Origin of the sequence: Streptomyces sp. NBC_01275, from assembly GCF_026340655.1 — a bacterium.
Taxonomy (GTDB): domain Bacteria; phylum Actinomycetota; class Actinomycetes; order Streptomycetales; family Streptomycetaceae; genus Streptomyces.
Map to the genome: position 1 here is coordinate 4,542,908 of NZ_JAPEOZ010000001.1, position 18,292 is coordinate 4,561,199.

General features: G+C 73.3%; 11 protein-coding genes, 1 tRNA gene and 1 riboswitch. Of the genes, 6 read left to right on the forward strand and 6 right to left on the reverse strand.

The annotated features are described in order from the left end of the window. The first annotated feature begins 32 nt into the window (after nucleotides 1–32). On the forward strand, nucleotides 33–2,036 hold the full coding sequence (locus OG562_RS19900; protein WP_266399628.1) for a sigma-70 family RNA polymerase sigma factor: 2,004 nt from the start codon (nucleotides 33–35) through the stop codon (nucleotides 2,034–2,036). Here the strand turns inward: OG562_RS19900 and OG562_RS19905 are convergent. Both OG562_RS19905 and OG562_RS19910 read right to left on the reverse strand, forming a co-directional pair. Further along, entirely contained in the window at nucleotides 2,023–5,574 is a 3,552-nt protein-coding gene (locus OG562_RS19905) for a BTAD domain-containing putative transcriptional regulator (RefSeq protein WP_266399631.1), read from the reverse strand. The genes OG562_RS19900 and OG562_RS19905 overlap by 14 nt on opposite strands. A 108-nt stretch (nucleotides 5,575–5,682) precedes the next feature. Continuing rightward, complete coding sequence (locus tag OG562_RS19910) at nucleotides 5,683–7,830, reverse strand: asparagine synthase-related protein (RefSeq protein WP_266399634.1); 2,148 nt, start codon at nucleotides 7,828–7,830, stop codon at nucleotides 5,683–5,685. Nucleotides 7,831–8,535: 705 nt separating this feature from the next. Between OG562_RS19910 and OG562_RS19915 the strand changes: the two genes are divergently transcribed. From OG562_RS19915 to OG562_RS19930, 4 genes are all read left to right on the forward strand, one after another. Beyond that, complete coding sequence (locus OG562_RS19915) at nucleotides 8,536–9,960, forward strand: MFS transporter (RefSeq protein WP_266399636.1); 1,425 nt, start codon at nucleotides 8,536–8,538, stop codon at nucleotides 9,958–9,960. A 108-nt stretch (nucleotides 9,961–10,068) separates the two neighbouring features. Beyond that, nucleotides 10,069–11,286, forward strand: coding sequence for an L-2-hydroxyglutarate oxidase (gene lhgO / locus OG562_RS19920; protein WP_266409405.1), 1,218 nt, complete (start codon nucleotides 10,069–10,071; stop codon nucleotides 11,284–11,286). Between the two features lie 104 nt (nucleotides 11,287–11,390). Further along, nucleotides 11,391–12,209 carry a tRNA (guanosine(46)-N7)-methyltransferase TrmB gene (trmB, locus tag OG562_RS19925; RefSeq protein WP_266409408.1) on the forward strand — a complete coding sequence of 273 codons (819 nt, stop codon included), beginning with the start codon at nucleotides 11,391–11,393 and terminating at the stop codon, nucleotides 12,207–12,209. 186 nt (nucleotides 12,210–12,395) lie between these two features. After that, nucleotides 12,396–13,811, forward strand: a complete 1,416-nt coding sequence (locus tag OG562_RS19930) for a PrsW family intramembrane metalloprotease (RefSeq protein WP_266409411.1) — start codon at nucleotides 12,396–12,398, stop codon at nucleotides 13,809–13,811. A gap of 25 nt (nucleotides 13,812–13,836) precedes the next feature. Here the strand turns inward: OG562_RS19930 and OG562_RS19935 are convergent, their stop codons facing one another. From OG562_RS19935 to OG562_RS19950, 4 genes are all read right to left on the reverse strand, one after another. Continuing rightward, the gene (locus OG562_RS19935) at nucleotides 13,837–14,781 is read right to left on the reverse strand and encodes an aldo/keto reductase (protein ID WP_266399638.1); all 945 of its coding nucleotides are present in this window, start codon (nucleotides 14,779–14,781) and stop codon (nucleotides 13,837–13,839) included. A 160-nt stretch (nucleotides 14,782–14,941) separates the two neighbouring features. After that, nucleotides 14,942–15,964, reverse strand: a complete 1,023-nt coding sequence (locus OG562_RS19940; RefSeq protein ID WP_266399641.1) for a M23 family metallopeptidase — start codon at nucleotides 15,962–15,964, stop codon at nucleotides 14,942–14,944. Nucleotides 15,965–15,971: 7 nt separating this feature from the next. Continuing rightward, a riboswitch (cyclic di-AMP (ydaO/yuaA leader) is annotated at nucleotides 15,972–16,131 on the reverse strand. Between the two features lie 302 nt (nucleotides 16,132–16,433). Further along, a tRNA-Met gene (locus OG562_RS19945) sits at nucleotides 16,434–16,507 on the reverse strand. A 20-nt stretch (nucleotides 16,508–16,527) separates the two neighbouring features. Beyond that, a complete protein-coding gene (locus tag OG562_RS19950) occupies nucleotides 16,528–17,670 on the reverse strand; it encodes a dihydrofolate reductase family protein (RefSeq protein WP_266399644.1) in 1,143 nt (380 codons plus the stop codon). A 68-nt stretch (nucleotides 17,671–17,738) separates the two neighbouring features. Here OG562_RS19950 and OG562_RS19955 point away from each other — a divergent pair, with 68 nt between their 5' ends. Beyond that, nucleotides 17,739–18,263: a MarR family winged helix-turn-helix transcriptional regulator gene (locus OG562_RS19955; RefSeq protein WP_266399647.1), complete on the forward strand. Its 525-nt coding sequence runs from the start codon at nucleotides 17,739–17,741 to the stop codon at nucleotides 18,261–18,263. Nucleotides 18,264–18,292: the final 29 nt, after the last annotated feature.

Sequence of the window (18,292 nt, forward strand, 5' to 3'; positions counted from 1 at the left end):
ACCGGTGAGGCAGGCGGCGGGGGCTTTCCGCGATGAGCGTTGACGGGTGGGACGAGTCACTCGGTGACGGTGACGCGGAGGCCTCGGGCCTGACCGCTCCGCAGGTGCCGAGTCAGGGCGGACGCGCGGGCGGGCCGACTGCGGGTGGGTCGGCGATGCGTGGGCCGACCGCCGGTGGGGCGGCTGCGGGTGGGCCTGGTGTGGGTGGGCCTGCTGCGGATCCGTGGCAGGGCAGCGTTCCGGCGCAGCACGACCGGCGCGAGGACGGCGTCCTGCCGCCGCCGCGCGACCTGCCGCCCCCCGACACCGACCTGATCGGCCGGATGCGCGCGGGCGACGACACGGCCTACGAGGAGCTGTACCGGCGTCACGCCGACGCCGTACGCCGTTACGCCCGCACCTGCTGCCGGGACGCTCACACCGCCGACGACCTCACCGCCGAGGTCTTCGCCCGCATGCTCCAGGCGGTGCGCGGCGGTTCGGGGCCCGAGTACGCCGTGCGCGCCTATCTGCTCACCTCCGTGCGCCGGGTGGCCGCCGGGTGGACGCAGTCGGCCAAGCGGGAGCAGCTCGTCGACGACTTCGCGGTGTTCGCCGCGCAGTCCTCCCGCCCGTCGGAGGCGTCCGACAGCGACACACTGGATCTGGGCGCCGACGTCCGCGCGATGCACGAGGCCGAGCAGTCCATGGCCATGCAGGCCTTCCGCTCGCTGCCCGAGCGCTGGCAGGCCGTGCTGTGGCACACCGAGGTCGAGGACGAGTCGCCGAGCGAGGTCGCGATGCTCTTCGGCCTCGACGCCAACGGCACACGCGTGCTCGCCAGCCGGGCCCGCGAGGGACTCAAGCAGGCCTACCTCCAGGCCCATGTCAGCGCCACCCTCACCAGCGACGAGGAGTGCGCCCGCTACGCCGACCAGCTCGGCACGTACGCCCGCCGCCGGCTGCGCACCCGTGCCGAACGCGGGCTTCGCAAGCATCTGGAGGAGTGCGCCAAGTGCCGGCTGGCCGCCCTGCAGATCGAGGAGGTCGCCAGCAGCATCCCCGCCGTCGTGCCGGTCGCGGTCATCGGCTGGTTCGGCGCCGCCGGGTACGCCAAGGCGGTCGCGCTCATCGCCGGGGGCGCCGGAGCGGGAGCGGCGGGCGCCGCGGGCGCGGCAGCGGCGGCGAGCGGCGGCTCCTCGGGCGGGGCCGGCGCGGGGGGCGGTGCGGCGGCCTCGGAGGGGCTGGGCGCACCGGTGAAGGCCGGGATCGCGGCCGGGGTGGTCGCGGTGGCGGCCGCGGCGATCGCCCTCGCTCTGGTCGGCGACGACAGCCCGGCCAAGCATGCGGAGGCCGGACCCCCGGCGTCCGCGCCGGCGCCGGTCGTGCAGCCCGAGGATCCGACGCCCACGCCGTCGCGTACGCCGAAGGAGCCCGAGCCGGAGCCCCCCGTGGTCGTCCCTGCCGCGGCCCCGACACCGATTCCCACCCCGATTCCCACCCCGACTCCGCGGCCGACGCCCACGCCTCCTCCCACACCCGCCCCGACCCCGACGCCCCGGCCGACGCCGACGCCCACTCCGACGCCCACCCCGACGCCGACGCCCACTCCCCCGCCGGCCCTGGCCGTCTACCCGCTGAGCGAACTGTCCTTCGACGTCAACGGCGACGGCACCGGGCCCGAGATCCGGCTCCGCGACAGCAGCTGGGTGTGGCAGCGGGGCGCGCTCTCCATCGCCGACCGGGAGTACACGCGCGGGGTGACCGTGCACGGCGCCTCCTCCGTGACCGTCGCCCTCAACCGCGCGTGCACCTCCTACGACGCGCTGGTGGGCGTCGACGACCTGACGCTGAAGCTCGGCAAGGTGGCCTTCTCCGTCTACGCCGACGGCGTCCGGCAGTGGACGTCCGGGACGATCGAGGGCGGGGATCCGGCCGTGCCCGTCCATGTGAACCTCACCGGCCGGAAGACCGTCCGCCTGGTGGTCGAGCCGTACAGCCACTTCGACGCGCTGGCGCTCGCGGACTGGGCCGAGTCGAAGTTCACGTGCTCGTAGGGCTCGTAGGGCTCGTAGGGCTCGTAGGGCTCGTAGGGCTCGTAGGGTGCGTGGGGCTCGTAGGGTGCGTGGGGCTCGTAGGGTGCGTGGGGCTCCGGGGACTCGTAGGGCTCGTGGAAGCCGTGAGAGTCGCGGGAGCCGTAGAAGTCGTAGGAGCCGGGTGGTCGCGCTCGGCGTCGGTGAGTTCCCGCAGGATGTCTGCCGCCGTCAGGGCGGCGCCCCGGGCGCGCTCGGCCGCGTACCGCTCGGGGCCGCCAGCCTCGCGGGCCGCGGCCTCGACGTGTTCGACTCGGGCGCGTTGCGGGGCGGGGCGCGGGTAGGGGCCGCGCAGGACATCGCCGGCCGCCAGCAGCCTGGCCGTGCGCGGGAAGTCGCCGAGCCGGGCCAGGAGGTCCGCCGCGCTGTCCACGATCGCCGAGGTGACCGCCTCCGCGCACTGGTCGGCCAGCGCGCGGCGCAGCGCTTCGGCGAGCATCGGCAGGCCGTGCTCGGGGCCGGACTCGACGGACGTGACGTCCGCGTCCAGCAGGCGCAGGGCCGCCATGAACTGGGGTGGCGGGGTGCCGCGTCGCACCTGCGCAAGGGTCTCGTCGCACAGTTGCCGTGCTCGGGCCGTGTCGCCCTCGTGCAGTGCGATGTGGCCGCGCAGCAAATTCACGAACGCCCTGGCGTCCGTCACTCCGTAGCGGTCGGCTGCGGCGCTCGCCTCGTCCAGTGCGGCCCGGGCGTCGTCCAGGTCGCCCGTGCGGTAGGCGATCTCCGCGAGCCGTGCGATGAGGAACGGCGACTCGGCGTACGCGCCGACCTCGTAGGCCAGCCGCAGCGCCTCGCGGTACTCCCGCTCCGCCTCCGCGAAGCGGGAGCGCGCCATCTCCGCCTCGGCGGCCGCGCTGCACACCTGGGCCCGCATCCAGCGGTCGCCGACGCGGCGGCTGAGCACACGTAGCTCCGCCAGATCGTCGTCCACACCGCGCAGCCCCCCGGGCGAGTCGACGACGACGTGCGCGCGGAACATCAGGGCGCAGCCGAGCTCCCAGTCGCCGCCGTGCTCACGGCAGTTGGCGACGGACAGGTCCAGGATGCGGCGGACCTCGAACGTTTCCCGCAGATGGAAGGTCGTCAACGGCCAGAGCAGCCCCGGCATACGGGCCGCCTCCGGGCCGCCGGGCTCGTAACGGGCGTGCAGGCGCTTGAGGTAGGCCTGGTAGCGGGGGTCGGACTCCATGCCCGTCGGCTCGGACTCGGACAGCAGGAACAGATGCAGCATCCGCAGACCCATCCGCCGCGCGTATCGCGGGTCGCCGCCCTCCTCGACCTCCGCCGGTTCGGCGAGGAAGGCGTCGACGGGGTCGAGGGCGGCCATACGGGCGGCCAGGTCGGAGGGGGGTGCGGGCGCCTCCGGCGAGGCGGGTGCCCCCGGCGGGACGGAGGACAGACCGTCCCGGCGGGGCGCGGAGGGCAGGGCGCCCCCGGGTGTGCGTTGACGGGCGTCCAGGGCGGCGGCCAGGCGCAGGGTCTGGTCGGTCCAGTCGGCGCCCTCGTGGCGGTAGTTGCGCAGCCACCAGAACCAGCCCATGGCGAGGCAGAGCGCGGCGGCCTCGGGCTCGTCGCCGGCGGTGAGGGCGCGCTGGACGGCCACCCGGATGTTGTCCAGTTCGCTCTCCAGGCGGGAGATCCAGGGGAGTTGCTCGGAGGAGCGCAGCAGGGGGTCGGCTCGCTCGACGAGTGCGCGCGCCCACGCGCGGTGTCGGCGCTGCGCCGCCGCGAGGGACCGTGGGAGCTGGGCGGCGCGTTCGGTGGCGTACTCGTGGATGGTCTCCAGCATGCGGTAGCGCATGGCGCCGTCGGGTCGCCCGGGCGGGGCCGCCACGACCAGGGACTTGTCGACGAGCGCGCCGAGGAGGTCCGCGACCGGGCCGGTGCACACGGCCTCGGCGGCCTCGAGGTCCCAGCCGCCCGCGAACACGGACAGCTCGCGCAGCACGGTCCGCTCGGGTTCGTCGAGCAGGTCCCAGGACCAGTCGACGACGGCCCGCAGGGTCTGCTGGCGGGGCAGGGCCGTGCGGCTGCCGGAGGTGAGGAGGCGAAAGCGGTCGTCGAGGCGGTCGGCGATCTGGCGGGGGGTGAGCAGCCGGAGCCGGGCGGCGGCCAGCTCGATGGCGAGGGGCAGGCCGTCGAGGCGTCGGCAGATCTCCGCCGTCGCCTCCTCGTCCTGGCCGGGCGGGTCGGCGGCCGGGCCGGGGCGGACGGCGGCCGCGCGGTCGGTGAAGAGGCGGCGCGCCTGGTCGGGGAGGAGGGGCTCGACCGGGCGGACCGACTCGCCGGGGACGCCCAGGGGTTCACGGCTGGTGGCGAGGATCGTGAGCCCGGGGCAGTGGGTGAGGAGGGTCTCGGCGAGGGCGGCGGCCGCGCCGATGACGTGTTCGCAGTTGTCAAGGATCAGGAGCTGGCTGCGCGGGGCGCAGTGCTCTACGAGCAGGGCGACCGGGTCGTCCTGGGAGGTCGCCAGGTCGGTGGACATCAGCACGGTCTCGCGCAGACCGAGGGCGCTGACGACCGCGCCCGGCACCGCCTCCGGCCGGTCGAGCGGCGCCAGCTCGACGAGCCACGCCTGTGGCAGCCCGGCGGCGGCTTCCTCGGCGAGACGGGTCTTTCCGGAGCCGCCCGGTCCGGTGAGCGTGACGAGACGGGCCCTGTGCACTGCGGAACGGATGGCGTCGAGTTCGGGTTCCCGGCCCACGAAAGAGGTAAGCCGCGGACGGATGTTGCCGGTGCGTTCGGGGCGTGGGGGCGGGGTGAGGGGCGTTGCCCGGCGGGCCGGCTCCGGGTGGTCCAGCAGTTCGGTGTGCAGGGCGCGCAGTCGTGGGCCGGGGTCGGTGCCGAGGCCGTCGGCGAGGGTGCGGCGGGCGGTCTCGTACGCGGCGAGGGCGTCGGCGGCGCGGCCCGTGTCGCGCAGGGCGCGGACGAGGAGGGCGTGCAGCGGTTCGTCGTAGGGGTGGGCGGCGGTGAGTTCGGTGAGGCGGGGTACGGCGTCGGGGGCGCGGCCGAGGAGGAGGTCCGCTTCGGCGCGGGCGCGGTCGGCTTCCAGGCGCAGGGCGTCCGGGCGGGCGGCCGGAGTGCGGTCGGGGAGGTCGGCGAGGGCGGGGCCGCGCCACAGGGCGAGGGCCTCGTCCAGGATGCGGGCGGCGGCGGGCGCGTCGTCGTGCAGTGCCGCGACGCCCTGGCGTACGAGCCGTTCGAAGACGAAGAGGTCCACGTCGTCCTCGGTCGCGGCGAGGCGGTAGCCGCCCGGGGCGGAGGCGACGGCGTCCTTGCCGACGGTACGGCGCAGCCGGCCGACCAGTGCCTGGAGGGCGGCGGGGGCGTCCTGGGGCGGGGCGTCGGCCCAGACCTCGTCGATCAGCGTGTCGGGGGCCGTGAGGCGGCCGGGGCGGAGGGCGAGCGCGGTGAGGAGGGTGCGCAGGCGTGCGCCGGGAACGGGTACGACGGCGCCCTGGTCGTCCTCGGTCTGGGTGACGCCCAGGATTCTGTACCGCACCCGCCCATTGTCACCGGGGGTGAGGCGCGGGGCATGGGGTTTCGCGGGTGGGGGTGTCGGTGGGGGTGCTGGGCGGTCGGGTGGTGCTTGCCCGTCCAGTTCGGTCCCTCACCCTCCGGAGGACACCGCCCGTCTCTGTGGGGCGATTCCCGCCGGTACCGCACGTGCGCGTGCCGGGGTGCCCGTCCAGCAGGTGCCTCGGCGGGAGAGGAGGCGGCGCAGCCACAGCTCCAGGGAGATCAGGTCGGCGAGGCCGTCCAGGGGGAGGGGTTCGCCCGCGGCCGCGGCGCGCAGGGCCTTGCGGACGACTCTGGCCTCGATCAGGCCCGCCTCCGCCAGGAGGGGTGCGTCGAAGAGGGTCAGGAGGGGGTCCGTGGCCAGGCGGAGTCCCGCGCGGGTCGCCGCGTTGGCGGAGGCCTGGGAGGGGGCGCCCCAGCCGGGCGGGAGGTCGGTCACGCCGGAGTCCTTCAGGACGGTGCGCAGGATCGCGGCGCGCGCCCCCGGTTGCACGCGCAGGGTCTCGGGGAGGGCGCGGCAGGCGCGGACCACCTGGTTGTCGAGGAACGGTGCGTGCAGCCGCTGGGAGCGGATCTCGACGGCCTGTTCCAGGATGCGCAGGTCGGCGGCGTGCCGGGTGAGGGCGGCACGCGCGCGGTGGTCGCCCGGACGCTGGCCGGGGCCCACTCCGTTGCGGAGCGCCGCACCCTGTAGGCGAACCGATACTTCAGCCAGCGCCTCCCCCGTCAGCCAGCGCGCCGCGGGGCCCGGCCCGCCCCAGGTCAGCGCCGCCAGCGAGGCTCCCACGGCGCTTCCGGGGTCGTCGAAGCGGCGCTGCAGGAGCCGTTCGGCCAGGCCGTCGACGCCCGTCCGGTACGGGGTGCGGGCCAGCCGACGGGCCGCGCCGTACACACGCGCGGGGACGAGGACGGAGCCGTCGGCCTTGGTGAGGGCGGCGACGGGTCGGACCAGGTGCCGTCGTTTGCGGTCCATCAGCAGGTCGGCCAGGCGGGCCGGGTGGGCGTCGAGGACCTGGCGGGCGCCGTAGCCCGTGAAGTGGTCCGCGCTGCCCGCTGCGAGGCGCGCGCGGTGCCGGGCGGCCGCCACCAGGCTGGGGCCGGGTTCGTCGGTGAGCGGGCCGTCCAGGTCGGCGTACGGCAGGGTCTCCTCGCCGCCGGCCACGACGACGTGGTGCAGGCGCGGGTTGGCCGCGAGGGCGACGGCCCGTTCCACCTCCTCCTCGCGGCCGCGCACGGTCAGGTCGTTGAAGGTGACGGCCAGCAGCCGCTCCCCCGCGCCCGTGCCGTGGCCCAGGACCGTGCCGGGCATGCCGGGCAGGCCCGCCGCCAGCAGCGCCAGCGTTCCGGAGGCCGGGCCGCCGGAGAGGTCGGCGCCGATGCCCGGAACCGGCATCCCGCGCGCGGCACGCCGTTCGGCGGGGCCCATGCCGGGCACCGGGCCCGGGTCGATGTCGGGGACGTGCCGGGGCGCGGACAGACGCGCGCGTACCGCCTCGACGAGGGCGTCGCGCACGGCGTCGACCGCGCTGTCGGGGTCGGCGGTGGGCGCCGCCACGGCGAGGGAGGCGACCTGCTCGTACCCGGCGATCTCGCGCGCCCCGGCGCGCAGGATCAGCGCATGCCCGGGCGGAACGCGCCGCACGCCGTCGTACGGGGTGGAGTCCTGCAGGGCGGCCGGTACGTCGGGGGCGGCGAGGAGGGCCGCGAGGTGGCCGAAGTCGAGGTTGGCCTCGATGAGGTCGGCGAGCGGCAGCGCGGCCGTCGCGTACGCCGTGCCGCCGGCCCAGGGGGTGTGGAACACCGGGCGTGCGCCCGCCAGGTCGCCGCAGACGGTGATGCGTCGGCCGACCTGGACGATCGCGGTGTAGCTGCCCGACCAGGCGGTCAGATGCCGAAGTGCCCCTCCGCGCGCGGCGAACAGTCCGACGCGCAGCTGCTCGTCGGTGGCCCCGCAGGTGCCGAGGACGGCGATCCGGCTCTGGGCGTCGGCCTTCACCGTGCGCACCTCGTCGGGGCGCCAGTCGCCCACCGCCCACAGGGGATCGGGGTCGCCCCACAGGAGTTGGGAGCCGACCGGATGCAGGGTCTCGCCGTCGAGGCCGATGTGTCCGCCGTGGCCGCCGTAGGCCTCATGACCGTCGAGCCGGCCGTCGAGTCTGCCGTCGAACCGACCGTCGTAGCCGCCTGATCCGCTCAGCGCGCCCGCGGCGGTGCTGCTCCATCCCACCAACCACCGCATCGACGCCTCCACATGCCGTGGACAACCAGTGCACCGTACGAACGGTTCACCATGCTGCCACGAAGAACGCGCCCCAGAGGGAGGCGGAGCCGCCTGCGATCCTCGGAGTGCGCCCGCGTGAGGGCGTCGGACCCGGCTCGGGCGACCGCGCGCACCCCGGTGTCTGCGACGTGAATGCGCCCCCGGTACGCTCCCCCAAAACGCCCTGCACGCCCTCGATTTCCATGGTGGGAGGCGTTCTCCCCCGACGAACACAGGGGCGATTTTCAGCCAAATCCTGCACGACTGCCCGGTGTTGACACAGGCTCGCACACGCTCCGTGCACACTCCGCGCACACCCGCGCGCTCTCGGCGGGTCGCGCCAGTCCGGGAGGCGGAGTCCGCCTCCCGGACCGTTCCGCCGCCCGCGGGGATGAAGGCGGCGGTGTCCCCCAGCCCACTGGATCCAGTACAGCGGGCCGACCCACGCACGGCCCATGGAACCGCTCCCGCGGTGGCCGGAGAAGAGCGCACGCACGGGCGCACGGCCACACAGCGGGAGCACGCGGCGACGCACCGTACGGACGGCCGTACTCGCGTACGGACCACAATCCCGCCATCCGGAAGAATGCCCCTTAACGCTTGGGATGCGGCGAACTACGCTGGGTTTACGAATGCCGCGTGGTTATGCCAGCGCGGCAGCCGTCTGTGTCGAGGGGTGGCGCAATGTCCAGGGAGCAACGCGGGCCGAACGAAAAACTCGGCACCGTTCTCGCCCTCGCGGGAATCAGCAACGCAGGACTCGCACGACGTGTCAACGACCTTGGCGCTCAACGCGGGTTGACTCTTCGCTACGACAAGACGTCGGTGGCGCGCTGGGTGTCGAAGGGCATGGTGCCGCAGGGCGCCGCGCCGCACCTCATCGCGGCCGCCATCGGCCAGAAGCTCGGCCGCCCGGTGCCGCTCCACGAGATCGGCCTGGCGGACGCGGATCCCGCACCCGAGGTGGGCCTCGCCTTCCCCAGGGACGTCGGCCAGGCCGTGCGCTCGGCCACGGACCTGTACCGCCTCGACCTCGCCGGCCGCCGGGCCGGTTCCGGGGGCATCTGGCAGTCGTTGGCCGGATCGTTCGCAGTAAGCGCATACGCAACGCCCGCCTCGCGCTGGCTGATAACCCCGGCCGACAGTTCGGTGGCGCGCGAGGTCCACTTCCTGGAGGGGTCCGGCGCACCGCTCAAAGTCGGCCACAGCGATGTGCAGAAGCTGCGGGAGGCCGCCGAGGACGCCAGGCGCTGGGACTCCAAGTACGGAGGCGGCGACTGGCGTTCGTCCATGGTGCCGGAGTGTCTGCGGGTGGAGGCGGCGCCGCTGCTGCTCGGCGCGTACTCCGACGAAGTCGGCAGGGCGCTGTTCGGGGCGAGCGCCGAACTGACCCGCCTGGCGGGCTGGATGGCCTTCGACACCGGGCAGCAGGAGGCCGCGCAGCGCTACTACATCCAGGCGCTGCGGCTGGCCCGCGCGGCGGCGGACGTACCCCTCGGCGGGTATGTGCTGGCGTCGATGTCCCTCCAGGCGACCTACCGCGGTTTCGGCGACGAGGGCGTCGACCTCGCGCAGGCCGCCCTGGAGCGCAACCGCGGACTGGCCACGGCCCGCACGATGAGCTTCTTCCGGCTCGTCGAGGCACGCGCGCACGCCCGCGCGGGCGACGCGCATGCCGCCGGTGCGGCCCTGAAGGCGGCGGAGGGCTGGCTGGAGCGCTCGCGCGACGGCGACAGCGATCCGTCTTGGCTCGGGTTCTACTCCTACGACCGGTTCGCCGCCGACGCGGCCGAGTGCTATCGCGATCTGAAGGCGCCCCGTCAGGTGCGGAGGTTCACCGAGCAGGCGCTGTCGAAGCCGACGGAGGAGTTCGTGCGGTCGCACGGGCTGCGGCTCGTCGTCTCGGCGGTCGCCGAGCTGGAGTCGGGGAACCTCGACGCGGCGTGCGAGCAGGGGGTGCGGGCGGTGGAGGTCGCCGGGCGCATCTCGTCCGCCCGGACCACCGAGTACGTGAAGGATCTTCTGCACCGGCTGGAGCCGTACGGCGACGAGCCGCGGGTGGTGGAGCTCCGTGAGCGTGCCCGGCCCTTACTCATGGCCCCTGCGTAGGGGCCACCGCCCGCCGGCCCCCGCGTAAGGGCGCCTTTGCCGCGTCGGCCGACCCTCCCCGGGTTTGAAGGCGTTGTCAGTGGCGCAGTGCACTATCGAAGCCGGGAGGTGGTGCAGGTGCGGACGGCCGGGTACGACTGTGATGTGCTCGTGATCGGCGGGGGGATCGTCGGGCTGTCGACGGCGTATGCGATCACGCGCGCCGCGCCGGGTACACGGGTGACGGTGCTGGAGAAGGAACCGGGCCTGGCCCGGCACCAGACGGGGCGCAACAGCGGGGTCATCCACAGCGGGATCTACTACCGGCCGGGTTCGCTGAAGGCGCGGTACGCGGTACGGGGCGCCGCCGAGATGACGAAGTTCTGCGCGGAGTACGACATCCCGCACACCGTCACCGGCAAGCTGATCGTCGCCACGGACCGCGCGGAGCTGCCCCGGCTGCACGCGCTCGTCCAGCGCGGCAGGGAGAACGGGATACCGGTCCGGGAGCTGGGCGCCGCCCAGATCGCGGAGTACGAGCCGGAGGTCCGGGGCCTCGCCGCCATCCGGGTGCGCACCACGGGGATCTGCGACTACACGGCGGTCGCCCGGCGGCTGGGCGAGGCGTCCGGGGCGGAGATCCGCTACGGCGCCCAGGTCGTACGGGTCGACCGGCGGCCCGAGCGGGGCGCGGCCGTGCTCACCGCGCGCGGGGACGTCGTACGGGCGCGGGTGCTGGTGAACTGCGCCGGGTTGTACTGCGACGAGGTCGCCCGGCTGACGGGCGACGAGCCCGGGGTGCGGATCGTGCCGTTCCGCGGGGAGTACTACGAGCTGGCGCGGCCGGAGCTGGTGCGGGGACTGGTGTATCCGGTGCCCGATCCGGCGTTCCCGTTCCTCGGCGTGCATCTGACCAGGGGGATCGACGGAGGCGTGCACATCGGGCCCAACGCGGTGCCGGCCCTGGCCCGCGAGGGGTACGGCTGGGGCGTCGTACGGCCGCGGGAGGCGGCGGCGACGGCGGCGTGGCCCGGGGTGTGGCGGATGGGACGGCAGCACTGGCGGTACGGGGTCGGGGAGCTGCGGAGATCGGTGTCGAAGGGCGCGTTCCTGGACGCCGTGCGCAGACTGCTGCCCGCGGTGGAGGAACGCGACCTGGTGCGGGCCCCGGCCGGAGTGCGGGCGCAGGCGGTGCTGCGCGACGGGGCGCTGGTGGACGACTTCCTGATACGCGAAGGGGCGCGGGCTGTGCACGTCCTGAACGCTCCTTCCCCGGCGGCGACGGCCTCGCTGCCGATCGGGCGGGAGGTGGCGCGCAGGGCGCTGGGGGTGCTGGGGGCGGTGTGACGGGGCCCGTCCTGCTACGCCGTCGTAGGCCTTTCTGTGGCGTCGGCGAGCCGCCCCGTAAAATCGATCCCACTGTGTCTGATTCCGTGAGTTCCGTGAGTTCTGTGAACGCCTCTGACGTCTCCGAGCCCGCCCCCGGCGGGCCGCACCACCCGGGCGAGTCCGTTCGGCATACCCGCGCCAAGGGGGAGCCCCGCTTCCCCGACGGGCCCCATGCGGATCCCGCCGGGTCGCACTTCGAGCGGCGGATCAGAAGTTTTCAGCCGCGGCGCAGCCGGGTGACCGCAGGGCAGGCCGACGCCTTGCAGCGGCTGTGGGCGCAGTGGGGGCTCGACATCGACGGGCACCGCGTCGACCTCGCCGAGCTCTTCGGGAACAGCCGTCCCGTGGTGCTGGAGATCGGGTTCGGGATGGGGGAGGCCACCGCTCAGATGGCCGCCGCCGACCCGGACACCAACCTCGTCGCCGTGGACGTGCACACCCCGGGCCAGGGCAATCTGCTCAACCTCGCCGACCGCACCGGACTGACCAACGTCCGGGTCGCCAACGGCGACGCGATCATCCTGCTGCGGGAGATGCTGCCGGCGGACTCGCTCGACGGACTGCGCGTCTATTTCCCGGACCCGTGGCCCAAGAAGCGCCACCACAAGCGGCGCCTCATCCAGCCGGAGTTCCTCGACCTCGCCGCGACGCGACTGAGACCGGGTGCGATCGTGCACTGCGCGACCGACTGGGAGCCGTATGCGCAGCAGATGCTGGAGGTGCTCACCGCGCACCCCGACTTCGAGAACACGCAGGTCGACGGTGGCTTCGCGCCCCGGCCCGACTTCCGGCCGCTGACCCGTTTCGAGGGACAGGGGCTGGACAAGGGTCATGTGGTGAACGACCTGTTGTTCCGTCGCGTACAGCACGGGGATCGCTGACCGACCGTCCTCCTCCCCCGGGCCCTCCCCCGGACCCTCCCCCCAGCCTTCCACCCACAGCCCTCCACCCACAGCCCACAGCCCTCCACCACAGTCCTCTCCCTCGTTAGGGTCGATGCCGTGGCCATCAGTCCCCCGTTTCCGCCGTACCCCCCGCACCCCGGCGGCCCGCCAGGGGCGGCGGCGCTGCGGCACGCGCACTGGTGGCAGCGCAGCTGGGTGCGGTACGGGGCGCTCATCACCCTGCTCTCGCTGTCCGGTCTCGTCATCCTCGCGCTGGTGCGCGAACAGACCGGCACGGAAGGGTTCCTGGTCGGTCTCGGGCTCGCCGTGCTGCCGGTTCCGCTGCTCATAGCCGCCTTCCGGTGGCTCGACCGGGTCGAGCCCGGGCCCTGGCGGAACCTGGTGTTCGCCTTCGCCTGGGGCGCGTGCGCGGCCGCGCTGATCGCGATCGTCGCCAACAGCTTCGCGACGCGCTGGATAGCGACGGCGACCGCCGACCCGTCCAGCGCGGACACCCTGGGGGCGACCGTCATAGCGCCGATCGTCGAGGAGTCCGCCAAGGCCGCCGCCGTGCTGCTCGTGTTCCTCTTCCGCAGGCGGGACTTCACCGGGATCGTCGACGGCGTGGTGATAGCGGGGGTCACCGCGACCGGCTTCGCGTTCACCGAGAACATCCTCTACCTCGGCACCGCCTTCGGCACCGACCAGCTCTCCGGCGACAGCGGCATCGCCTCCGTCACCGCCGCGACCTTCTTCGTCCGCGTGATCATGTCGCCGTTCGCGCACCCCCTGTTCACGGTCCTGACCGGCATCGGCTTCGGCGTCGCCGCGCTCTCCGGGAACCGCCTGCGCCTGCGGCACGTCCTGCTCCCGCTGTCCGGGCTGCTCCTGGCGATGGGCATGCACGCCCTGTGGAACGGCTCCTCGACGTTCGGCGAGTTCGGGTTCTTCGCGGTGTACGGGGCGTTCATGGTGCCCGCGTTCGGGCTGCTGACCTGGCTGGTGGTGTGGACGCGCCAACGTGAGCTGCGCACCGTGCGCGAGGAGCTGCCCGCCTACACGGCCGCCGGCTGGCTCAGCCCGGCCGAGCCGTACGCGCTGGGCTCGATGCGGGCACGGCGGCTGGCCCGCGAGTACGCCCAGCAGCGCCTGGGCCGGCCGGCGGCGCAGGCGGTGGCGCAGTACGAGGCGTACGCGACCTCCCTGGCGTTTCTGCGGCACCGCGGGCGACAGGGGCGGGCCGACGCCGACTTCGTCGTACGGGAACGGGAGTTGCTGAACGAGCTGTGGCGCCGCAGGGAGCTGGCGCGGCCCGCGCTGGACCATGCAGCGTGGATGACGGCTCCACCGGTACGGGTGGCTGTGCCGGCGACGCCCTGGCCGGTGTACGGGGCGGTGTACGGGACGCACGGGATGCACGGGGCTCCTGGACCGCACGGGATGCACGGGGCTCCTGGGCCGCACGGGGTGCACGACCCGGCGCAGGGACCCGGCCCTGGCCCCGGACAGGGCTACGGGTACGGCTACGGGTACGGGTACGGGTACGGGTACGGATATCCGGCGGCGCAGCACCCCAGCTACAACCCCTACCAGTCGTAGGGGATGCAGCTGGTCGTACGGACCGCTACGCCGACGCCTCCGTCAACTTCTCGAGTTCGGCCTGCGTCAGCTCCAGCTCCGCCACGCCCAGCAGCGCCGGCAGCTGCTCGACCGTACGGGCGGACGCGATCGGCGCGGCGATCGTCGGCTGGGCCGCGAGCCAGGCCAGGGCCACCGTGGCGACCTGGGTGTCGTGGGCCTGGGCGATCTCGTCCAGGGCGGTGAGGACCTTCTGGCCCCGCTCGGAGTCGAGGTGCTTGGCCGCGCCGGAGGCCCGCGGGCTCTCCACCGTCGTACCGGGCCGGTACTTGCCGGTGAGGAAGCCGGAGGCCAGCGCGTAGTACGGGACGGCGGCGAGGCCGGAGGCGGCGGCGAGGTCCTGCAGCTCGCCCTCGTAGGTGTCGCGTGAGACCAGGTTGTAGTGGGGCTGGAGGGCGACGTAGCGGGCCAGGCCCTCGCGGTCGGAGAACTCCAGGGACGCCCGCAGCCGCTCCGGGGAGATGTTGGAGGCCGCGATGTGCCGCACCTTGCCCGCCTTCACCAGGTCGTCCAGCGCGCCGACGATCTCCTCGACCGGGACCTCGGGCTTGTCGAAGTGGGTGTAGTAGAGGTCGATGCGGTCGGTGTCCAGGCGACGCAGGGATGCGTCGGCGGCGGCCTTGATGTTCGCGGCGGTCAGGCCCGGGAACTCGGGGTGCTGGCTGACCTTGGTGGCGATCACGATGTCGTCGCGGTTGCCGCGCGCCTTGATCCACTTGCCGATGACGGTCTCGGACTCACCGCCCTGATGGCCCTCGATCCACGCCGAGTAGGAGTCGGCGGTGTCGATGAAGTTGCCGCCGGCGTCCGCGTAGGCGTCGAGGACGGCGAGGGAGGCGGCCTCGTCGGCGGTCCAGCCGAAGACGTTGCCGCCGAGGGAGAGCGGGAAGACCTTGAGGTCGGAGGAGCCGAGCTGGCGAAGAGAAGTCATGCTTTGGATCAACGCCGTGCCGGAGAGGCCCATTCCGTGCACTGTACGAAGAACGTGTGAACAGCACGAGGGGACCGGCAGACGGAACCGGCAGCCCTGACGTCGGGGGGGTGTCGTCAGGGCTGCCGGGGTTCCAACGGGCGGGGGAGACCCTTACGGGTCAGGGGTTGAGGCCCTTGCTCCGCAGCCAGGACATGGGGTCGATGCCGTCGGCGCTGCCGTTCGGGTGGACCTCGAGGTGGAGGTGGGCGCCGGTGACGTTCCCGGTGGCGCCGACGCGGCCGATGACGTCGCCCGTGCCGACCTTCTGGCCGACACTGACGCTGATCGACGACTGGTGGCAGAACCACAGCTCGGTTCCGTCGTCCAGAGTCAGGATGGTGCGGTAGCCGTAGGAACCGGCCCAGCCCGCCTCGGTGACGGTCCCGCTGTGGACGGCCTTGATGAGGGTGCCCGTGGGCGCGGCGAAGTCGAGGCCGGTGTGGTACCCGGACGACCAGAGCGAGCCGGCCTGACCGAAGGTCGAGGTGATGGTGTACGAGGAGGTCGGCAGCGTGTACTGCTTGGCCAGCTCGGCCAGGCGCGCGGCCTCGGCCTTCTTCTTGGCCTCCGCTTCCGCCTTCTCCTTCGCGGCCGCGGCCTTGGCCTTGGCTTCCTTCTCGGCCTTGGCGGTCGCGGCGGCCTCTGCCTTGGCGGCGGCGACCTTGGCCTTCGCCTCGATCTGCGTCTGCTGCGACTCGGCCTGCGCCATGATCCGGCTGCGCAGCGCCTCGCCGGCGTCGGCGGCGCCGCCCTGGGCGGTGTCGTCGGACTCGGTGCCGAAGCTGCTGAGGGCGGGCGCGGGCTCCGGGGGGGCGTCGTCCTCCGTGAGAAGGCCGCCCACCGAGGGGAGGTCGGGCATGGAGATGGAGACCGGCGCCTTGCCGGTGTTGGCGCTGGCCATGCCGCCCGCGCTGACGGCGGCTATGACGCCGACGCCGAGGACGGTGGAGCTGCGGGCGAACCCGCCGCCGCGCTGCTTGGCGACGCGGTGCTTGCCGCGTACCGGGCGAACGGACTCCGCGGTGGGGTTCCATTCCTCCCAGGGGCCCTCGTCGGTGCGGTAGGTGCCGAAGCCGAAGGTCTCGGGGGAACGCTGGCCCGGCACGAACGGGGCTTCTGGGGCAGGCGGGTTGGACGCCACGCGGGCGTACTCCTTTCCTTCCGTCGCCTACCGGGTTAGCTGACGGGTTCGGAGCGGGAAGGTCTCCTACGCGCGTATACCGGCCGTTGCCACACGGCGGCTTCCGCGAGATTCACCCCAAGGTGGTGGTTCCCCGGTTCCCTTGCGGGATTCGGCAGTGCGCACGGAGCCGACTCTTGTGTCGGCTGGGACGACCGCGCTGCGTTATCGAACGTTAATAGACCTAGGGGTGGGTTTCCAAGCTGTTCCCCTTGATCAACAACATTCATGGCCTGGACTTTCAGGCCATGACCGGTGAAAAACGGGCGAGTTGACCTCACCTCGGGAACGCTTCAGCAGTCACACGCGTTTTGATGGTGACTCAGCTGTTATGCGCAGGGCGGTCGAGCGGTCACGAGGGGTGACGACATGAGGAAGGCAAACAAACCGAGGGCCGGAACCCTTTCGGATTCCGGCCCTCGGCCTTCAGTAGCGGGGACAGGATTTGAACCTGCGACCTCTGGGTTATGAGCCCAGCGAGCTACCGAGCTGCTCCACCCCGCGTCGTTGTTGACTTAACTGTATCACCCGCTCAGGTGCAGGTTCGCCACCTGCGCCCGCTCCTCGTATTCCGGGAGTACGACGACGTCGACGCCCTCGGCCGCGAGGAGCCCGGTGCCGTCCGCCTCCGTGACGAAGGTGTTGGGCTCCCGCCAGGCCGTGACGACCCGGCGCACGCCCGCGTCGAGGATGAGACGGGCGCAGGGGGTGGGGCGGGAGGAGCGGTGCGCGCAGGGCTCCAGGCTGCTGTAGACGGTGGCGCCGGGCAGCCGGGGGTCGGCGGGGTCGAGCTTGGCGAGGGCGGCCTCCTCGGCGTGCACGACCGGGTCGCCGGCCTCCCGGGAGTGGCCGCGCGCCAGCTCCGTGCCGTCGGCGGCCACGATCACCGCGCCGACGCTGAAGGCGGTCCGCGAGGGAGGACACTCGGCCGCGAGATCGCAGGCCAGGGCCAGCCAGCGGCGGTCGGCCGCGGAGGGGAGCGGGCCGGCGCCGGGGGCGGTGGGCTCGTAGCGCATGAGGACCACGTCCTCGATCCGCCGGGTCTCGGTCAGGCGCAGGCGTCCGCCCTGGTAGCCGCCCGGGCCGAAGAGGCGGGGCGCGTCCGGGTCGCCCACGAGGAGCGGGGCGAGGACGAGCTGGAGTTCGTCGGCGAGGCCCTGCTGGAGCAATTGGGTGTGGATGGTTCCGCCGCCCTCGACCATGAGCCGGCGTACGCCGCGCTCGGCGTGGAGGTGCTCGAGGAGCCGCCGCCAGTCCAGTTCGGGGCCGAGGGGGACGACATCGGCGGCGAGCCCCAGCGACCGGGCCCGGACCGCGCCCTTCTCGGTCGTGTACACGACCTTCTCGCCGCCCGTGTGCCAGAACTTCGCCGCCGGGTCGAGGTCGCCGGAGCCGCTGACGGTGACCTTCAGGGGGTACTCCGCCTTCCCGGCCGCCACCCGTACGGTGCGCCGCTCGGGGGAGTTCACCAGCAGCCGGGGGTTGTCGGCGCGGATGGTGCCGGCGCCGACGAGGATCGCGTCGACGCCGGCCCGCACCTCGTCGACCCGGTCGAAGTCGGCGGGGCTGGAGAGCAGCAGGCGCTCGGGGGAGGTGTCGTCGAGGTAGCCGTCGAGGGAGACGGCGGCGGACAGCAGGACGTACGGGTACAGGTACGGGTACGACATCGGCGCGGCTCTCCAGGAACGACGGCAGGGTCTTGGTTCAAGTTTGAAACAAACCTACACTGGGTGGCATGACGACCCGCTGGCTCACCCCCGAGGAGCAGCGCGCCTGGCGCGCGTACATCGCCGCGACGCACCTCCTGGAGGACGCGATCGACCGACAGCTCCAGCAGGACGCCGGCATGCCCCACCTGTACTACTCCATCCTCGCCAATCTCTCCGAGACGCCGGAGCGTCAGCTGCGTATGACCGACCTGGCCGAGCGGACGAAGATCACCCGCAGTCGACTGACGTACGCGGTGACGCGGCTGGAGAAGGACGGGCTGGTCCGGCGGGAGAACTGCCGGTGGGACAAGCGGGGCAGCGTCGCCGTCCTGACCGACGAGGGGATGGCCGTACTGGAACGGACCGCCCCGGGCCATGTCGAGACCGTGCGGGACTCGCTGTTCGCTCACCTGAACGAGGAGCAGGTGGGGCAGCTGGAGGAGATCTGCACGGGCATCGCTCGGGCGCTGGAGGAGGACGGGACGCGGCCGGCGGACGACGACGTGCCGTGGCGGAGGCGGTCGTCGCCGCCGTCGTCGTCCTGTTCGTGATCTGGGTCGCAATCCAGTTGCTTCAAATT

Bases quoted from the DNA above. Each gene is read 5' to 3' on its own strand.
- OG562_RS19900 (WP_266399628.1), top strand. From the start codon at position 33: ATGAGCGTTGACGGGTGGGACGAGTCACTCGGTGACGGTGACGCGGAG.
- OG562_RS19915 (WP_266399636.1), top strand. From the start codon at position 8,536: ATGTCCAGGGAGCAACGCGGGCCGAACGAAAAACTCGGCACCGTTCTC.
- OG562_RS19955 (WP_266399647.1), top strand. From the start codon at position 17,739: ATGACGACCCGCTGGCTCACCCCCGAGGAGCAGCGCGCCTGGCGCGCG.
- OG562_RS19935 (WP_266399638.1), bottom strand. From the start codon at position 14,781: ATGACTTCTCTTCGCCAGCTCGGCTCCTCCGACCTCAAGGTCTTCCCG.
- OG562_RS19910 (WP_266399634.1), bottom strand. From the start codon at position 7,830: ATGCGGTGGTTGGTGGGATGGAGCAGCACCGCCGCGGGCGCGCTGAGC.
- OG562_RS19950 (WP_266399644.1), bottom strand. From the start codon at position 17,670: ATGTCGTACCCGTACCTGTACCCGTACGTCCTGCTGTCCGCCGCCGTC.